Source organism: Paenarthrobacter sp. CCNWLY172, assembly GCF_037402035.1.
GTDB lineage: Bacteria > Actinomycetota > Actinomycetes > Actinomycetales > Micrococcaceae > Arthrobacter.
This window is the reverse complement of the sequence record NZ_JBBEGB010000007.1, coordinates 95,927-111,244: the sequence shown is the minus strand read 5'-3', so window position 1 is coordinate 111,244 and position 15,318 is coordinate 95,927. Positions and strand designations below refer to the sequence as shown.

Below are 15,318 nucleotides of genomic sequence, written 5' to 3'. Positions count from 1 at the left end.
TGGCGCACCCTTCAATCCACGCCAACTTCCGTCCACAGCTCCGCACCGATAGATTCGTAAGCATCATGACGATTTCTCAGGAACACGAACGGAAACAAGAGCACGAAGCCCACGCCTACTGGGTCACTGAGACGGGCGATGGTGAGCTGCGCCCGGAAGACCTGCCAGCAAGGCAAGAAGGAGAAGCCCTCGTCAGGACCCTGTACTCAGGTGTCAGCCGAGGCACGGAGCGTGTGGTCCACGAAGGTCGGGTCCCGGAACGCGTTGCTGACCTGATGCAGGCCCCGCACCAGGAAGGTGACTTCCCAGGCCCGGTGAAGTACGGCTATTTGAGTGTGGGGACGGTAGAGCAAGGACCGGAAGAGTGGGTAGGAAAAACCGTCTTCAGCCTTCATCCCCATCAGGACTTCTACATCGTTCCCACAAGCCAGCTCACGGCCATCCCCGAGGATGTCCCTGCCCGTCGCGCGGTGCTCACGGGCATCGTGGAAGTCGCCATCAATGCCCTCTGGGAAGCCGGACCGAGGCTGGGTGACCGTGTCGCCGTCGTCGGTGGTGGCCTTGTGGGCGGCGTTTTGACGACGCTCCTGCGGAAGTACCCGCTCGGTCGCCTGCAGCTGGTGGATGCGGACCCGGAGAAGCGCAACCTCGCCGAAAAGCTCAGCATCGAATTCGCCGAGCCTGAAGACGCCAAAAACGATAACGACATCGTCTTCCACTGCTCCGCGTCCAACGACGGACTCAAGCTGAGCCTGCAACTGGCCGGCGACGACTCCGACGTCATCGAACTCTCCTGGTTCGCGGACAAGGAAGTCACCCTCCCACTCGGCGAGGACTTCCACGCGCGCAGGCTGAACATCCGCTCCAGCCAGGTCGGCGCCGTTGCCCTTCCAAGAAGGCACCGGCGAACCAACGCCCTGCGCCTGCAGGAAGCGGTGAACCAGCTCAAAGACCCGCTGTTCGACACGTTCCTGAGCAGCGAATGCCAGTTCCAGAACCTGCCCACCACACTCGTTAAATTGTTCGAACGGCCCGGCGGTTTCTGCCACGTGGTCGCCTATCCCACCCCGGAGGATTAGTACATGTTCAGCCTGACCGTCCGACGCCACTTCATGATCGCCCACAGCCTTCCCCGCGAAGCGTTCGGCCCAGCGCAGGGCCTCCACGGGGCTACGTTCGTTGCCGAAGTCAGCTTCCGGCGTCCGGACCTCAACGACGACGCGATCGTTCTGGACATTGGCGCCGCGGGCGGCATCCTGGAGGAAATCCTGGCGGACCTGAACTACAAGAACCTCGACGAGCACCCGGCGTTCAAGGGAAAGCTCTCCACCACCGAGGCACTGGCCAAGCACATCGCCGACGCCATGGCCACCCGGATCCAGGACACAGAAGACGGCCCGGCGCTCAGTGGCATCGACGTCGTCCTCCGCGAAAACCCCGATGCTTGGGCCGGCTACTCGCTGGAGCTCCCGGCCAAGTAGATGCACGTGCGCTTCCTGGTCCCGGGGAACGTTCGCCACGGCTCCGGGGGGAACAAATACAACGCCAAACTCGCGGAGCACCTGACCGCCTTGGGCGCGGACATCGAGACGGTAGTGGTCGACGGCGACTGGCCGGTTGGCAGCCCAGCGGACCGGCAGCGATTCGCGGAAGCGCTCGACGGCGGCGCAACGGTGATTGCCGATGGGCTGGTAGCGAGTGGGTCGCCGGACGAGATCGCAGGCGCCGTGGGTAAAGGAACCAGTGTGTGGATCCTGTCCCATATGGCGTTGGCGGATCACCATGACCTTGAGGCCAAGGCGCTGGCTGCCGCGACGGGGATCATCTGCCCGAGTGCCCACGCCGCTGATGAGCTTGAGACGAAGCACGGGACGCAGGATATAGTCATCGCCACGCCCGGGGCCGACAAAGCAGACCCCGCCAAGGGGTCGCAGCCACGGCACATCGTAGCCGTGGCCGCACTGCTGCCCAACAAGAGCCAAACACTCTTGGTAGAGGCCCTCAGCCAGATAACGGATCTGCCGTGGACGGTCGCCCTCATAGGCTCGGAGGACGCAGACCCGATGTACGCAGCTGAGGTGAGGGCCGCCGTCGAGCATTACGGGCTCCACAACCGCATCAGCGTTACCGGCGAGCTGACCGGCAACGCCTTCGATGAGGAGTGGCACAAAGCTGACCTCAGCGTCCTTCTTTCCCGATCAGAATCCTTCGGCATGGTGGTCACGGAATCGTTGGCCCATGGCGTCCCGGTGATTGTCCGGCAGGGGACCGGTGCAGTCGAAGCCTTGGGCGGCACCGGAGCGGGTGCGGCGCTGGACCTCAGCGACCCCCACAACCTGACAAGGACTCTCAGGAACTGGCTCACCGACCCCGCCCTGCAGCAGCGCTGGCGCAACAACGCCCTCCAAGCCCGCCAGCATCTACAAGGCTGGGACACCACGGCAGCCACTGTCCTCAGCGCGCTGGGGACTAAACCACAAAGTTTGCTGTAGCACTAGTCGAGCAGGCGGAGGGATCGAACGGGGGATCCCACTTCAGGTCGGCCGTCGACTTTGCCAGTGGTGTGGAGGAACCCGTGAGGTACACCGTCACTTCCAAGGTCTTGGTCCCGCCGACGATCCAGAGCGGGTTGTCGGCCACAGCGGCGTAGCGCTTGGTGTTGCTGCCCGGTGTGTAGACGCACGATTCCTGCCCCGGACAGTTGACGGTGTACTCCAAGGTTTCCCACGGCGCGCCAAGCCGGGAAAAATCGATACTCACGTCAGTGCGCCGAAGCATCGAATCGCATGCCTGTTGTCCGCATGCCGTCATAGTTCCTGCGACCACCACAGCAGCAAGACAAAAAGCTCCCCACGACTTTTCGAGCATGTGTCAGTCTAAGCTCACCTGTCGGCCGCGCGGGCAAAACGGCCAGCTCAGCCCGATCCGTACGGGCGGGTAATCGCCTCAAGGAAGTGCCCGTCCGGATCGGAAAAGTAGATGCCGCGGCCGCCGTCGTTGTGGTTGATCTGTTGTGCACGAGCACGGGAAGGGTCGGCCCAATAAGGAATGTGTTCGGCAGTGATCCGGAGGAAGATTTGGTCAAACTCCTCTTCGCTGACCAGGAAGGCGTAGTGCTGGGGCGCTATCTCCCCGGACGCCTCCAGGAAGTCCAACGTGACGCCATTGTCCAACAACACCGTGACGAAGGACCACATGGGTTGCGGCTTCGGAAGGCCGAAGATGCGCGCCAGAAAGTCGGCTGAGGCGTGCTTATCCGTTGCGTAGACGATGGTGTGGTTGAAAGAGACTGGCATTTCTACTCCTGCAAAGAAGAGGATCAGGCCGGGTAGTTACTCCCGCCGGGCACGCGATGAGAGGCGAAGAACTCCTTCAGCAGGGCCGCGCATTCTTCCTCCCGCACACCGGCGTAGACCTCCACCCAATGATTGAGACGACGCTCGCGGAGAATATCGAACACGGATCCCACCGCTCCCGCCTTCTCGTCCCACGCGCCAAACACGACGCGCGGAATCCGGGCCAGGACAATAGCCCCGGCGCACATGGCACATGGCTCCAACGTGACCACCAGCGTGCAGTCCTCAAGCCGCCAACCGTCACCGTCCGAGCCCGCCTCCGCCGCGCGCTGGCGCAGCGAAGCAGCCGCTTGACGGATGGCGACCACCTCCGCGTGGGCGGTCGGGTCCCCATGCGCTTCCCGTTCGTTGCGTCCGGAACCCAGCACGCCGCCGTCGGGCCCCAACACCACGGCGCCGATCGGTACGTCGTCCGTTTTCAGCGCCAACCGGGCCTCGTCCAGGGCAAGGCCCATCCAGGCCATGTGGTCTGCGTGATACGGCTCGGTGGCGCTCATGTCTCAATGATAGTTTTGGGGGATGCGCACACTCGTCGTGGACCACCCGCTGGTCGCCCACAAGCTCACCGTTCTGCGGGATAAGAACACCCCTTCACCGGTCTTCCGGCAACTCACTGAAGAACTCGTCACCCTCCTGGCCTACGAAGCCACCCGCGAGGTCAAGACGCAGCCAGTGGAGATCGAGACCCCTGTCACCAAGACCATCGGCACGGCTTTCACCAAGCCCACGCCGCTGGTGGTCCCCATCCTGCGCGCAGGCCTGGGCATGCTCGAGGGCATGACCAAGCTGGTCCCCACCGCCGAGGTGGGCTTCCTGGGCATGGCCCGCGACGAAGAAACCCTGGACATCATCACCTACGCCGAGCGCCTCCCCGAGGACCTCACCGGACGCCAGATCTTTGTCCTGGACCCCATGCTTGCTACCGGCGGCACCCTGCGCGAGGCCATCAAGTTCCTCTTCAAGCGCGGCGCCTCTGACGTCACGTGCATCTGCCTCCTGGCTGCCCCTGAAGGCCTGGCGAAGCTGGAAGAGGAACTCGCGGACGCCAATGTGAAGGTTGTCCTCGCATCGATTGACGAGAAGCTCAACGAGAAGTCGTACATCGTGCCCGGTTTGGGTGACGCCGGCGACCGCCTCTACGGCGTGGCCGGCTAAAGGTAGACCCCTACCGGTTTCCGCCGTGCCCCGTTAGCCTGTGGCGCATGGACTGGAAACTTGAACTGGTATTTGTCCCTGTCTCCGACGTCGATCGCGCGAAGGACTTCTACGTCAACAAGGTTGGTTTCAACGCCGATTTCGATGAGCGTCCCACGGACGGCATCCGCTTCGTGCAACTGACGCCGCCGGGTTCGGCGTGTTCCATCGCCATCGGTGAAGGTCTCACCGACGCGCCTCCGGGTTCGGCTCCCAACCTGCAAGTGGTGGTGGCGGACATCAACAAGGCCCATGAGCACCTCAAGGCCAACGGGGTGGAGGTCAGCGATGTCGACGTCCAGGACTGGGGTCACTTTGTGTACTTCGCTGACCCTGACGGCAATCAGTGGGCGGTGCAGTACCTTCCGCAGCGGCCGAATGGCTAAGTCATACTTCAGCACTACCCCATGAGCGTGCGGCAGGATGGAACCATGAGCCATCCTGCCGCACCCGTGCTGACCGTCCGCGCCGTCCTCTTCGACATGGACGGCACACTCGTCGATTCCACGGCCATCGTGGAGCAGGTGTGGTCTGAGTTCGCTGGCCGCTACGGCTTGGACATCGAGGAGATTCTCCGGACCTCCCACGGTGTCCGTTCCGGCGATACGGTGCGCCGTTATGCTCCGGCGGGTGCCGACGTCGTGGCTCTGACTGCTGAGTTGGACGCCATGGAGCGCACGCGGACAGACGGCGTGATTGCACTGCCGGGCGCCGAAGCGCTGTTGAGTGCCTTGCCGGATGAAGCGATCGCCCTGGTCACGTCAGCCGACCATATCCTCGCGGGCATCCGCATGAAGGCTGCCGGGCTTTCCATGCCAACCACCACCGTTACCTCGGAGGCCGTAACCCTCGGCAAGCCGCACCCGGAGGGCTACCTCAAGGCGGCCACCCTGCTGGGAGTCGACCCGGCCGACGTCGTGGTCTTCGAAGATGCGCCAGCCGGTATCGCTGCGGCGCGCGCAGCCGGGATGCGGACCGTGGTAGTAGGCGACGCCGGTCATCTTGAAGATGGCATGTGGCGCATCCCGGACTACTCGGACGTGACGGTCATTTCGGTAAAGGACGACGACGGCGGGCACCTCCTCACGCTGACCCTTTAGTACCGCCGGGTTAGGACTGTTCCAAGCGATAAACCGGGCGTAGGCTGTGGGCATGTCTGCGATGCCGGAGGCGTACGGTGCTGCACTGGAGCGGGCCATGGTCCATGCCGGTGACTGGCTTGCGTCGGTCCCAACACGTCCTGTCCGCCCGTCCTCCGATGCCGATCAGGTAGCCAACAGCATGACGTCGCGGCTGCCGGACGAGGCCACCGATGCTGCGGAGGTAGTTGATGAGCTCGCCGCTCTGGCTGAGCCCGGCTTGATGGCGATCCAGTCCGGACGGTTCTTTGGGTGGGTCATGGGCGGAACCCTTCCCGCTGCCATGGCTGCGGATTGGCTCGTTTCGGCGTGGGACCAGAACACGGGGCTTCGGTTCGCTACGCCGGCGGCTGCTGCCATCGAGGAATCTGCCGCCGCGTGGTTGCTGGACCTTCTCCACCTTCCTTCGAGTGCCGACGTCGGATTCACCACCGGCGCCACCACCGCCAACTTCGTGGGGTTGGCAGCGGGCCGCCAATATCTGATGGACGAGGCGGGTTGGGACCTTGAGGCGCTGGGGCTGACAGGCGCCCCACGCATCACCACCTTTGCGGGCAGGGAGCGGCACGCCGCAGTGGACCTGGCTTTGCGGTATCTCGGATTGGGTGCCTGCGTGCCCGTAGATGCCGACGAGGAAGGACGGATTCTCCCCGACGCACTTGCCGAGGCCATGGACCAGCAACCAGGACTGTCACTGGTCTGTCTGCAAGCGGGCAACCTGCATTCCGGCGCCTTTGATCCCATGGAGGAAGCCATTGCGGTGGCCCACGATCGCGGCGCATGGGTGCACGTGGATGGTGCTTTTGGTTTATGGGCCGCCGTTAGCCCGACGCTGCGGGCCCGGCTGGCGGGAGTAGAGGAAGCAGATTCCTGGGCCACGGATGCCCACAAGACGCTGAATGTTCCTTACGACTGCGGCTTGGCCATCGTTGCGAGGCCGGAAGCCTTGAGGCGTGCTTTCAGTGTTCACACAAGTTACCTCATTGCTACGGATGCCGGCCCGGGAGATCCTTTCGAGAAAGTGCCTGAGATGTCCCGCCGTGCCCGGGGCATCCCTGTGTGGGCGGCGCTGAGGCAACTGGGCCGTAACGGGGTGATCTCCATGGTGGAGCGGCTCGCTGCAAACGCCCGCGCGTTGGCCGAGGGGCTCGCCGCGATCCCGGGCGTCGAGGTGCTCAACGACGTCGTGTTCACGCAGGTATCGGTGAGCTTCGGCAGTGATGACCGCACACACCGTGTCACGCAACGGCTGATGGCCGAGGGCGCGGTGTGGATGTCCGGGTCCTCCTGGCGTGGCCGTGAAATCCTCAGGATTTCGGTGAGTAACTGGACCACGGATGCAGGGGATGTTGCTGCGTCCATCGCGGCGGTGCGCAGCGCGTTGGAAGCCGAACCGGAGTCTGTGTAACGCGAAAACCGCGCCGGTTCCCGCCATCCGCTCCAGTCTGTACTGGTGCGGGCGGCGGCAACCGGCGCGGTAATCAAGCAGTCTGGCTTAGTACCAGTTGTTGGCCAAGTGGAAGCCCAGGGCGGCCGACGGGGATCCGTAGCGTTCCTTGATGTAGTTCAAGCCCCACTTGATTTGGGTCTGGTAGTTGGTCTGCCAATCAGCGCCCGCGGTTGCCATCTTGCTAGCCGGCAGCGACTGGACAATGCCGTAAGCACCGCTGGAAGCGTTGGTGGCGGTCGTCCTCCAGTTGGATTCCTTCTCCCACAGGGTGTTCAGGGCAGTCATTTCGCTGGCGCTCCAGCCGTAGTTGCCAAGGATGCTGGCAGCGTAGGCTTTGGCAGCGGCGGGATCGTCCACGGCCTTGGGGGCGGCAGCAGCAGCTGCAGCTTCGGCAGCGGCGGCGGCAGCAGCGGCGTCGGCGGCCTGCTTGGCTGCAGCATCAGCGGCGGCCTTTTCAGCGGCGGCCTGGTCGGCAGCGGCCTTCTCGGCGGCGGCCTTTTCAGCGGCGGCCTGGTCCGCCGCGGCCTTCTCGGCTGCGGCCTTTTCGGCTGCGGCTTTGTCCACGGCTGCCCTGTCAGCGGCGCCCTTTGCAGCGGCTGCATCCAAGGAAGCGGAGATTTCAGCTGTCTTGTTGTTGCTGACCTGGGCATTCGCCTGGGTCTCTGCAACGCGGCTTACCTCGGGAAGGGTCAGGGCGGCGTTGGCAGCAGTACCGAGCGATGCAACGCCCAGCGCAGCAGCTACAACACCGGCAACAACCGACATGCGGTGGCCGGACTTGCCCTGGCGGGCAGCGTTCTTGAGGACAGCCTGCGACTTGGTCAACGGTGCGTTGTGCTCATCGCGGTGACGCGCGGAAGGGCGCGTCTGATCATTAAATTCAGACATGTGTGATTACCTCTCAGCGCCTGCGGAGTTAGCTGTCGGGTTCGGATGAGGTCATCCGGCCGCGCATCACGCTGCGGCTTCACCCCAAGGGTCCGGCATAAATGCCTGGTCCCGGAGACTCTGGGTCCCCCGTCTCTGCCTCGGAGTAAGTACGGACTCCGGGAAGTGGCAGAGCTCGGCGCATCCCGGATGTGGGCCAGTTGGGGCGACCCACCCTTTCGACGGTACAGGAGGAATTCGTAGAAGTCACATTTAGGTAACAGAGATCACGACGACGGTGAGTCGCCTTGCTGGGTTCGTAACTTCTGTTCGGTGGCGACGGCAGGGAATCGAAGGGTGAATTCCGTGCGCCCTGGACGGGACGCCACGTGCACGCTGCCGCCGTGAGCTTCCACGATGGATTCAACGATCGACAGACCCAGCCCCGACGTGCCCTCGGACCCCGATCTCGCAGCGTCGGCGCGGGCAAAACGGGAGAAGATCCGGCCCTGGAAATCCTCTGGAATGCCGGGCCCGTTGTCCGTTACGGTCACCACTGGGCTGCCGTCGGCGGAGAGCATCACGCTCGTGACCACCGTGGTGCCGGCATCGGTGTGTTTACGGGCGTTGGAGAGAAGATTGGCCAGGACCTGGTGCAGTTGCGTAACGTCGCCGCGGACCGTGACGGGTTCATCCGGGAGTTGGAGTTGCCAAATCTGGTCCGGTGCCATGATTTTCTCGTCGCTGACAGTTTCAATCACCAACTGGGTGAGGTCCACGTCCGTGATCTTAAGCGCCTGGCCTTCGTCCAGCCTGGCAAGCAGCAGCAGATCCTCCACCAGGGTGGTCATCCGTTCGGACTGGCTCCGGACGCGTGCCAGCGACTTTCGGCCGTCATCGGTGAAGTTCTCGGTCATGCTCAACAGTTCGGTGTAACCGCGGATGGCCGTAAGCGGCGTTCGAAGTTCGTGCGACGCGTCCGCGACGAACTGGCGCACCTTGGTTTCGCTTTCCTGGCGGGCTTCCAAAGCACTGGAGACGTTGTTCAGCATCTGGTTGAGGGCATGGCCAACGCTGCCGACTTCGGTTCCGGGATGGGCGGCCGACGGCGGGACCCGCACCGCAAGTGCCACCTCACCGGCGTCGAGAGGGAGGCGGGAAACTTTGGTGGCTACCTCGGAGAGCTGCTCCAATGGACGCATGGTCCGCCGGATGATTACCGTTCCCGCGAGGCCGATCACAGCCAGTCCGCCGAGCGACACCAGAACCATGGTCCACACCAGCGAGGCCTCGGCGCTTTGCTTGTCCGCGAGAGGCAGTCCCGTCACGATCACGTCGCCGGCAGTTTCGACGGCCACGAGCCGGTAATCCCCATAGGAGAGCGATCGGTCCACAGGCCGGTTGTCCCGGGGCAACGACAGCAGAATCTGTTTGTCGTCCGCCGTGAGTTCGGCCCGCTTGCCGGAGGCCTCAATAACGCCTGGATTGATCACGGTTGTTCCATCGATCCGTGCGTTCAGCGTTCCAGCGGCCTGGCCGCGCGCTTCCAGCGGGTCCGGCCTTCCGGAGGGGGAGGACGGAAAGTTCGACGGCGGCCTGCCGAAGCTGGTCGCGCGGCTTGACGCCTGCTCCAACTGCCGGTCGAGCTGCTTGTTGAACACCATGTCCATGGAGGCGTAGCTGACCACTCCCACGGCAGCGCAAATGGCGACCAGCAAGGCCATGGCGACCAGGACCAGTCGGGTACGCAGGTGCCACGCGGAGGGGCTGAGCCAACTGCGGTGTGACTTTTTGGCCACTCCTGAAAGGGTGCTCAACGCCTAGTCCGCAGGCTTGATGACATAGCCGGCGCCGCGGATGGTGTGGATCATCGGAGGGTGGTTTGCTTCGATCTTCTTGCGCAGGTAGGAAATGTAGAGCTCCACGATGTTGGCTTGTCCACCGAAGTCGTAGTCCCACACACGGTCCAGGATCTGTGCTTTGCTGACCACTCGTTTAGGGTTCTCCATGAGGTAGCGCAAAAGCTCAAACTGGGTGGCGGTAAGCGGAATGTCCTCGCCGGCCCGGGTGACTTCACGGGTGTCCACGTTCAGGGTAAGGTCACCCACCACCAGTTCGGCAGTGTCCATGGCGGCCACGCCGGAACGCTGGACCAGGCGGTGCAGTCGCAGGAGGACTTCCTCCATGCTGAAGGGTTTGGTGACATAGTCGTCGCCGCCGGCAGCCAGCCCGACGATGCGGTCCTGCACGGCGTCCTTGGCTGTGAGGAAAAGCGCGGGAACTTCCGGGGCAAACGCACGGATGCGGTTGAGGACTTCCACACCGTCGAATCCGGGAAGCATGACGTCCAGTACGAGGACATCGGGCCGGAATTCTTTGGAAAGCTTCACGGCCCCAGGGCCGTCGCCGGCAACAGCAACTGACCACCCGGCCATTCGAAGCCCCATGCTCATGAGCTCAGCGAGGCTGGGCTCGTCATCCACCACCAGGGCACGGATAGGGGAGCCGTCCGGGTGGGAGAGTTGGGGAAGGTTGTTGGTCATGGAGTGCGAGGAGGCCATGGGACAACTCTCCGATCTGCTGGTTAGCCCGCGCTTTGCCGGTCCTGTGAGAACGCTGTGAAGTCAACACTAGCGACGTGGAAGTGCGGTGACACGTGTCCGGCCCCGGCCGACGCTCTCTCACGTCCCGTTGGTTTCCGGCCGACGCTCTCTCACGTCCCGTTTGTTTCCGGCCGACGCTCTCTCACGTCCCGTTTGTTTCCGGCCGACGCTCTCTCACGTCCGAGAGTGAGGCGTTTTGCGGGGACACGGGGTCGAAAATGCGGGGATTTTCGTTTCCGCGATTGGACAACAGTTGTTTCAGATCGTGAGATTCCGCGGAGGCAGGGTTCGCGTGGAGGCAGATGCGCCAAATGCCCCCTGAAGCGAAGGAAATTCGGCAGGGCACCAAAAAAGGCAGTCGCGGCAGAATTGAGAGACGTTCATTTTAGGCCAGAACTGAATTGTGATTTGCGACACAATAGACCTCTGCGTCTCAAAATGTGGACGGTTCGGCGCTTTGTTACTTGCGTGTTGCCATTGTTACGTTGCACACTTCCAATGTGAACAAGAACTCAACAGCACCTGCAGCCGCAGCAACCTGGTCCAGCACACCCGCTGGCCATGATGACCGCTGTTGTCGAATGCAAGCCTAACTTTCCACCCCAAGAAGTTTCAGGCATTCGCCCCCTAGCCCAGCGTTGGGCGCCCCTCCCCAAACTCATTGCGGGGACAACCAGCATTCGAAGCCGCGATGACGGCTATTCACTTTTGAGGTAAGCACTCCATGTCAGTTGCATCTGGATACGTCCACATCTCCGTCCGTAACGCCAACAAGGCCGCGTCGAACGCGGGGCTCCGCCCCGGCTTTGGCAACCGCCCCGGCTACGCCCCCGCCCAGCAGGGCGCAGGCCAGCAGGCTCCCGGTTACGTTCCGCAGGGTTACAACCCCAACTCCTATGGCCAGTTGCGCGCCGTACCTACCGCCGAGCCGGCACCCATGACTGCGCCCACTCCGGTGATTGCCCAGTCCGACAGGCTCCGCCCCGTTGCCAACGACAATGTGGCCCGCGGCTTTGTGCTCTACATGGGCATTGACGAGGAAACAGCAGCGGCAGCCGGCACCTCCATTGCCAAGCTGGCCCAGGAAATCCGGGCCTATGCGCAGTCCCTCGTGACCGGCGCTGAGAGCTACGCTGCCGTCGCAGTCGCCCCAGCCGGGGCACCCGGGTCCGCACTCGACGTCGTGCGTTCCACGTTCGGGGACCCCACCGTCGCCGCACGCCAGCGCACCGAAGCTGCCCGTCCGACGCCCCAGCAGGAATCGCGCCCCTCCGGCGTGCTGATCGACCTCGCCCGCCGCGAAGTGCACCTCGACGGCGAGTCACTGAACCTGACATTCAAGGAATTCGAGCTCCTCAACTACCTCGTCGAGAACGGCACTCGCACCGTGGGTCGCGACGAACTCCTTGAGGGTCTGTGGCGCAACGCCGAAGAGGTGCCCAACGAGCGCACCATCGACGTCCACATCCGCCGCCTCCGCTCCAAGCTTGGCCGCCTCGCCAACACCGTCCGCACGGTCCGCGGCCAGGGCTACCGCTTCTACGAGCACCCCGAAGTTATTGTCTGGGCCGCTCCGGAATACTCGATCTAAGTAGCACCGCAGCCGAAAGGCGGCAACATCCCTCTGCGCCGGCGCTCGTTCCTCCCCACGGCCGCCCTCACCTCGCAAGCCCACGGACCGGCGTGCGTGGGGTCCTGACCCACTTTGATCTGCCAACAGCCCTTGAGCAACCGCACCAGGTTGACCACGGGCTGTTGATCTCCCAAAGAAGGTCAGGAAGGCCCGGGGGAGGGAGTCTGCAGCGGATAGGGTTGGTTCATGAGCGACCACCACATCAAGCGCCTCGTGATCATGCGGCATGCCAAGGCTGATTGGCCCATGGGTGTGCCTGATCATGAGCGTCCCCTCGAAGAGCGTGGGCATCGGGAAGCGCCGCTCGCGGGCAAATGGTTGCTCAAGCAGGGCGTGGTGCCGGATTTCATCCTGTGCTCGTCCGCGCTGAGGACCCGCCAGACCTGCACCTGGGTCTGCGATGAGCTGGGTGACAAAGCGCCGACCCCTAAACTCGAGGACGGCCTGTACGCCGCCTCCGCGAACCGCATGTTGACGGTCATCAATCATGTTCCTGACACGGTGACCACGCTGATGGTCATCTCACACATGCCCGGCGTCCAGGATCTGGCCATGCACTTGGCTTCGCGTGATTCGGACCACGACGCGTACATGGATGCCGCTACCCGATACCCAACGAGTGCGTTGACGGTACTGGAGACGGAGAAGTCCTGGGCTGAGCTGGACGGGCAGGACGCGCGGCTGACGCACTTCACTGTGCCCCGCGCATAATCTGCTATTGCGAGTTACTTGGGTCTCCGTGGGCTAACTGCGGCATGCACATGCAACGAATCTCGAAAACGGGCAGGCCCGCCGCTTCGTCTCCGTGCCCTGTTGCGATCAGATACTCGCCGTCGAACATGTATACCGGCAATTGCGGTGCCATGTATTCGTTGTAACGGCTGGGGTACACCCATTGCCCGCGGATATCGAACGCCGGCAGTGCGTAGGGATCGCGCCGGTTGTGGGCACTCGGATACAGTCCGTCGTCGATCATGATGTAACTCACCAGGCCATAGGTGTGATGGTGGTTCATGTCCGTTGGAAAGAGGATTGCTTCCACAGTTGGGCCCCTTCAAAAAGTTTTGACGATCGCGCTCCGGACGGCGCGGAAGGCTGGGTAAGGTTAGCCTAAGCTAACAGAGAGCCAAGCGTCGAATGTTCCCCTGTGTGACGTTGATCGCACCCGCTTAGCCTTAGGGCAGGGGCAACCCACCCGAAACCTCGCGCAGTATGTGAACGGCCTGGCGAATGGTGGGGCTGGCGGTCATCGTTTTCCTGTACACAACCCCAACTGAACGTTGCTGGACGGGATTCATGACGGGGATGGCAACGACTCCCGGTGGGAGCAGTGGCCTTCCCAGGCGTGGTACCAGCGCCACGGCTACCCCTTGCTCCACCATGGCGATGTGCGTGGAAAAGTCCGGATCGTAAACGCGGATGTCGGGAACCCGCCCCAGCCCGGCGAAGATCTGCAGCAGGGCCTCGTTGCAGATAGCCCCCGCCGGGGTGCTGATCCAGGTCTCGTTCAGCAAGTCTTCACGCTCGACGGCGGTGCGGGACGCGAGAGGGTGGGTGCTGTTAACAAGGACATCGGCTTGGTCAACGCAGAGATCCTCGTGGACCAGGTTCTCCGGGATCACCAGGGGTACGGAGTTCCAGTTGTGGACCACTGCCAGTTCCGCCTCGCCGGATGCCACCCGCTGCACGGCTTCGCGCGGGTCTTCAGCCAGCACCGTAATCTTCACGGCGGGGTGGGTGGCCGCCATGCGCCCGAGCATGGGTCCCACCAACCCCCGGCATGCGGTGGAGAAGGCCACCAATCTCAGCAGGCCCGACGGCTTGGCGGGATCAGCGAGCAGCGTTGCCTGAAGCTCCTCGAGTTCACCCATGATCCGGCGGCCATAGCCGGCCAATGCCAGCCCACGCTCGGTGAGGAGCACGCCGCGGCCATTGCGCTCCAGGACCACAACACCGGTCTGTTTTTCCAGTTTTTTGATCTGCTGTGACACCGCGGAGGGGCTGAACCCCATGACGTCGGATGCTGCCACTACCGAGCCATGCTGTTCCACGGCTACAAGCGCCCTCAGGGCTGAGATATCGATCATGAAGCAAATCTACGCGGTTAGGTACAGAATTCAACGCTGGTGCTTCACGCTAAAGAGAGACAGAGTGTACTTGTGAACCTTCGCCACTCTGCCCTTGCCGTCTTGGTCGCCGTCTTATGGGGTATCAACTTCGTCGCCATTGACCTCGGCCTGCACACGAACGCCAGGGAAGTCCCTCCGCTGCTCTTCGTGGCGATGCGCTTCCTTCTCGTCGTTTTTCCGTTCATCCTGTTCATCCGAAAGCCGGACGTGGGCTGGAAGGCGATAGTCGGCGTCGGACTCTTCATGAGTGCCGGTCAATTCGGCCTCTTGTACCTGGGCATGGCACTCGGGATGCCGGCGGGCTTGGCCTCGCTGGTCCTCCAAGCGCAGGTCCTGTTGACCATCCTGCTGGCATCGAAGTTCCTGGGGGAGAAGCCCAGCCGGCGTCAGATGGCCGGAGTGGTGCTGGGCATCGCAGGCCTGGGCGTGGTGGCACTGGGGCGCAGCGCTGTGGCGCCGGTCCTTCCCCTCATGATCGTTTTGGCCGCGGCGTTGTCCTGGGCTGTTGGCAACGTGGTGGCCCGGCACTCCAAAGCCGCTTCCGGGTTGGGACTGGTGGTGTGGTCCGGCGCGGTGGTCCCTGTTCCGTTGGCGGGGTTGTCGTTGGTAGTCGACGGGCCTGGCACCGTGTGGGCAACGCTCACGGACCTGCAACCGGCGACCATCCTCAGTGCGATTTACACGGCGGTGTTTGCTTCCCTGATCGGGTATGGCATCTGGAACCGGTTGTTGTCGCTGTACCCGAGTTCCGACGTCGTGCCCTTTACGCTGTTGGTCCCGGTGGTGGGGATGACGGCGGCGTGGCTGGTCTTGAATGAAATTCCCACCCTTACCGAAATCATGGGTGGGCTGATCCTGCTGCTGGGCGTGGCCACGGCAGTGCTCGGGAATGGACGAAAAATCCGGCCCGAAGTGACCATTGCGGGGCCCGCTCTGCGGCTATAAAT

The 15,318-nt window shown here is 63.2% G+C and carries 18 protein-coding genes and 1 riboswitch; of the genes, 10 read left to right on the top strand and 8 right to left on the bottom strand.

Translation table 11 applies throughout. The features are described 5' to 3' along the window. Positions 1–65: 65 nt before the first annotated feature. Genes WBN73_RS12685 through WBN73_RS12675 form a run of 3 tightly spaced genes read left to right on the top strand, consistent with a single transcriptional unit; the run spans position 66 to position 2,492 of the window. Positions 66–1,079 carry a zinc-dependent alcohol dehydrogenase gene (locus WBN73_RS12685; protein WP_280626727.1) on the top strand — a complete coding sequence of 338 codons (1,014 nt, stop codon included), beginning with the start codon at positions 66–68 and terminating at the stop codon, positions 1,077–1,079. A gap of 3 nt (positions 1,080–1,082) precedes the next feature. Continuing rightward, on the top strand, positions 1,083–1,481 hold the full coding sequence (locus WBN73_RS12680; RefSeq protein WP_337340418.1) for a 6-pyruvoyl trahydropterin synthase family protein: 399 nt from the start codon (positions 1,083–1,085) through the stop codon (positions 1,479–1,481). Then, positions 1,482–2,492, top strand: a complete 1,011-nt coding sequence (locus WBN73_RS12675) for a glycosyltransferase family 4 protein (RefSeq protein ID WP_337340417.1) — start codon at positions 1,482–1,484, stop codon at positions 2,490–2,492. Here WBN73_RS12675 and WBN73_RS12670 read toward each other — a convergent pair. The 3 genes from WBN73_RS12670 to WBN73_RS12660 all read right to left on the bottom strand — a co-directional run bounded on the left by WBN73_RS12670 (position 2,470) and on the right by WBN73_RS12660 (position 3,853). Next, on the bottom strand, positions 2,470–2,760 hold the full coding sequence (locus WBN73_RS12670) for a hypothetical protein (protein ID WP_337340416.1): 291 nt from the start codon (positions 2,758–2,760) through the stop codon (positions 2,470–2,472). The genes WBN73_RS12675 and WBN73_RS12670 overlap by 23 nt on opposite strands. 155 nt (positions 2,761–2,915) lie before the next feature. Continuing rightward, the gene (locus tag WBN73_RS12665) at positions 2,916–3,296 is read right to left on the bottom strand and encodes a VOC family protein (RefSeq protein WP_207596287.1); all 381 of its coding nucleotides are present in this window, start codon (positions 3,294–3,296) and stop codon (positions 2,916–2,918) included. Between the two features lie 23 nt (positions 3,297–3,319). Then, on the bottom strand, positions 3,320–3,853 hold the full coding sequence (locus tag WBN73_RS12660; RefSeq protein WP_280626734.1) for a nucleoside deaminase: 534 nt from the start codon (positions 3,851–3,853) through the stop codon (positions 3,320–3,322). A gap of 22 nt (positions 3,854–3,875) precedes the next feature. Here WBN73_RS12660 and upp point away from each other — a divergent pair, with 22 nt between their 5' ends. Genes upp through WBN73_RS12640 form a run of 4 tightly spaced genes read left to right on the top strand, consistent with a single transcriptional unit; the run spans position 3,876 to position 7,097 of the window. Continuing rightward, complete coding sequence (gene upp, locus WBN73_RS12655; protein ID WP_090825061.1) at positions 3,876–4,511, top strand: uracil phosphoribosyltransferase; 636 nt, start codon at positions 3,876–3,878, stop codon at positions 4,509–4,511. Between the two features lie 47 nt (positions 4,512–4,558). After that, the gene (locus WBN73_RS12650; protein ID WP_231343300.1) at positions 4,559–4,936 is read left to right on the top strand and encodes a glyoxalase superfamily protein; all 378 of its coding nucleotides are present in this window, start codon (positions 4,559–4,561) and stop codon (positions 4,934–4,936) included. 45 nt (positions 4,937–4,981) lie between these two features. Further along, entirely contained in the window at positions 4,982–5,650 is a 669-nt protein-coding gene (locus WBN73_RS12645) for an HAD-IA family hydrolase (RefSeq protein WP_207596289.1), read from the top strand. Positions 5,651–5,702: 52 nt separating this feature from the next. Next, the gene (locus tag WBN73_RS12640; RefSeq protein WP_207596290.1) at positions 5,703–7,097 is read left to right on the top strand and encodes a pyridoxal phosphate-dependent decarboxylase family protein; all 1,395 of its coding nucleotides are present in this window, start codon (positions 5,703–5,705) and stop codon (positions 7,095–7,097) included. An 87-nt stretch (positions 7,098–7,184) separates the two neighbouring features. Here the strand turns inward: WBN73_RS12640 and WBN73_RS12635 are convergent, their stop codons facing one another. The 3 genes from WBN73_RS12635 to WBN73_RS12625 form a co-directional block, all read right to left on the bottom strand. Next, a complete protein-coding gene (locus tag WBN73_RS12635; RefSeq protein WP_280626743.1) occupies positions 7,185–8,027 on the bottom strand; it encodes a hypothetical protein in 843 nt (280 codons plus the stop codon). Between the two features lie 5 nt (positions 8,028–8,032). Continuing rightward, positions 8,033–8,194: riboswitch (cyclic di-AMP (ydaO/yuaA leader) on the bottom strand. Between the two features lie 99 nt (positions 8,195–8,293). Then, a complete protein-coding gene (locus WBN73_RS12630) occupies positions 8,294–9,823 on the bottom strand; it encodes a sensor histidine kinase (RefSeq protein WP_280626744.1) in 1,530 nt (509 codons plus the stop codon). A 3-nt stretch (positions 9,824–9,826) separates the two neighbouring features. Continuing rightward, complete coding sequence (locus WBN73_RS12625; protein WP_207596293.1) at positions 9,827–10,567, bottom strand: response regulator transcription factor; 741 nt, start codon at positions 10,565–10,567, stop codon at positions 9,827–9,829. A 766-nt stretch (positions 10,568–11,333) separates the two neighbouring features. Between WBN73_RS12625 and WBN73_RS12620 the strand changes: the two genes are divergently transcribed. Then, a complete protein-coding gene (locus WBN73_RS12620) occupies positions 11,334–12,200 on the top strand; it encodes a winged helix-turn-helix domain-containing protein (RefSeq protein ID WP_207596294.1) in 867 nt (288 codons plus the stop codon). Between the two features lie 228 nt (positions 12,201–12,428). Further along, positions 12,429–12,953 carry a SixA phosphatase family protein gene (locus WBN73_RS12615; RefSeq protein ID WP_089593735.1) on the top strand — a complete coding sequence of 175 codons (525 nt, stop codon included), beginning with the start codon at positions 12,429–12,431 and terminating at the stop codon, positions 12,951–12,953. A 4-nt stretch (positions 12,954–12,957) separates the two neighbouring features. Here the strand turns inward: WBN73_RS12615 and WBN73_RS12610 are convergent, their stop codons facing one another. Beyond that, on the bottom strand, positions 12,958–13,284 hold the full coding sequence (locus WBN73_RS12610) for a hypothetical protein (RefSeq protein ID WP_242703527.1): 327 nt from the start codon (positions 13,282–13,284) through the stop codon (positions 12,958–12,960). A 133-nt stretch (positions 13,285–13,417) separates the two neighbouring features. Then, on the bottom strand, positions 13,418–14,329 hold the full coding sequence (locus WBN73_RS12605; RefSeq protein ID WP_337340415.1) for a LysR family transcriptional regulator: 912 nt from the start codon (positions 14,327–14,329) through the stop codon (positions 13,418–13,420). A 72-nt stretch (positions 14,330–14,401) separates the two neighbouring features. Here WBN73_RS12605 and WBN73_RS12600 point away from each other — a divergent pair, with 72 nt between their 5' ends. Then, positions 14,402–15,316 (top strand): EamA family transporter, encoded by a 915-nt coding sequence (locus WBN73_RS12600; RefSeq protein ID WP_337340414.1) that lies wholly within the window; start codon positions 14,402–14,404, stop codon positions 15,314–15,316. Positions 15,317–15,318 lie beyond the last annotated feature (2 nt).

Bases quoted from the DNA above. Each gene is read 5' to 3' on its own strand.
- WBN73_RS12605 (WP_337340415.1), bottom strand. From the start codon at position 14,329: ATGATCGATATCTCAGCCCTGAGGGCGCTTGTAGCCGTGGAACAGCAT.
- WBN73_RS12645 (WP_207596289.1), top strand. From the start codon at position 4,982: ATGAGCCATCCTGCCGCACCCGTGCTGACCGTCCGCGCCGTCCTCTTC.
- WBN73_RS12625 (WP_207596293.1), bottom strand. From the start codon at position 10,567: ATGGCCTCCTCGCACTCCATGACCAACAACCTTCCCCAACTCTCCCAC.
- upp (WP_090825061.1), top strand. From the start codon at position 3,876: ATGCGCACACTCGTCGTGGACCACCCGCTGGTCGCCCACAAGCTCACC.
- WBN73_RS12680 (WP_337340418.1), top strand. From the start codon at position 1,083: ATGTTCAGCCTGACCGTCCGACGCCACTTCATGATCGCCCACAGCCTT.
- WBN73_RS12615 (WP_089593735.1), top strand. From the start codon at position 12,429: ATGAGCGACCACCACATCAAGCGCCTCGTGATCATGCGGCATGCCAAG.
- WBN73_RS12675 (WP_337340417.1), top strand. From the start codon at position 1,482: ATGCACGTGCGCTTCCTGGTCCCGGGGAACGTTCGCCACGGCTCCGGG.
- WBN73_RS12665 (WP_207596287.1), bottom strand. From the start codon at position 3,296: ATGCCAGTCTCTTTCAACCACACCATCGTCTACGCAACGGATAAGCAC.
- WBN73_RS12640 (WP_207596290.1), top strand. From the start codon at position 5,703: ATGTCTGCGATGCCGGAGGCGTACGGTGCTGCACTGGAGCGGGCCATG.
- WBN73_RS12620 (WP_207596294.1), top strand. From the start codon at position 11,334: ATGTCAGTTGCATCTGGATACGTCCACATCTCCGTCCGTAACGCCAAC.
- WBN73_RS12660 (WP_280626734.1), bottom strand. From the start codon at position 3,853: ATGAGCGCCACCGAGCCGTATCACGCAGACCACATGGCCTGGATGGGC.
- WBN73_RS12685 (WP_280626727.1), top strand. From the start codon at position 66: ATGACGATTTCTCAGGAACACGAACGGAAACAAGAGCACGAAGCCCAC.
- WBN73_RS12635 (WP_280626743.1), bottom strand. From the start codon at position 8,027: ATGTCTGAATTTAATGATCAGACGCGCCCTTCCGCGCGTCACCGCGAT.
- WBN73_RS12650 (WP_231343300.1), top strand. From the start codon at position 4,559: ATGGACTGGAAACTTGAACTGGTATTTGTCCCTGTCTCCGACGTCGAT.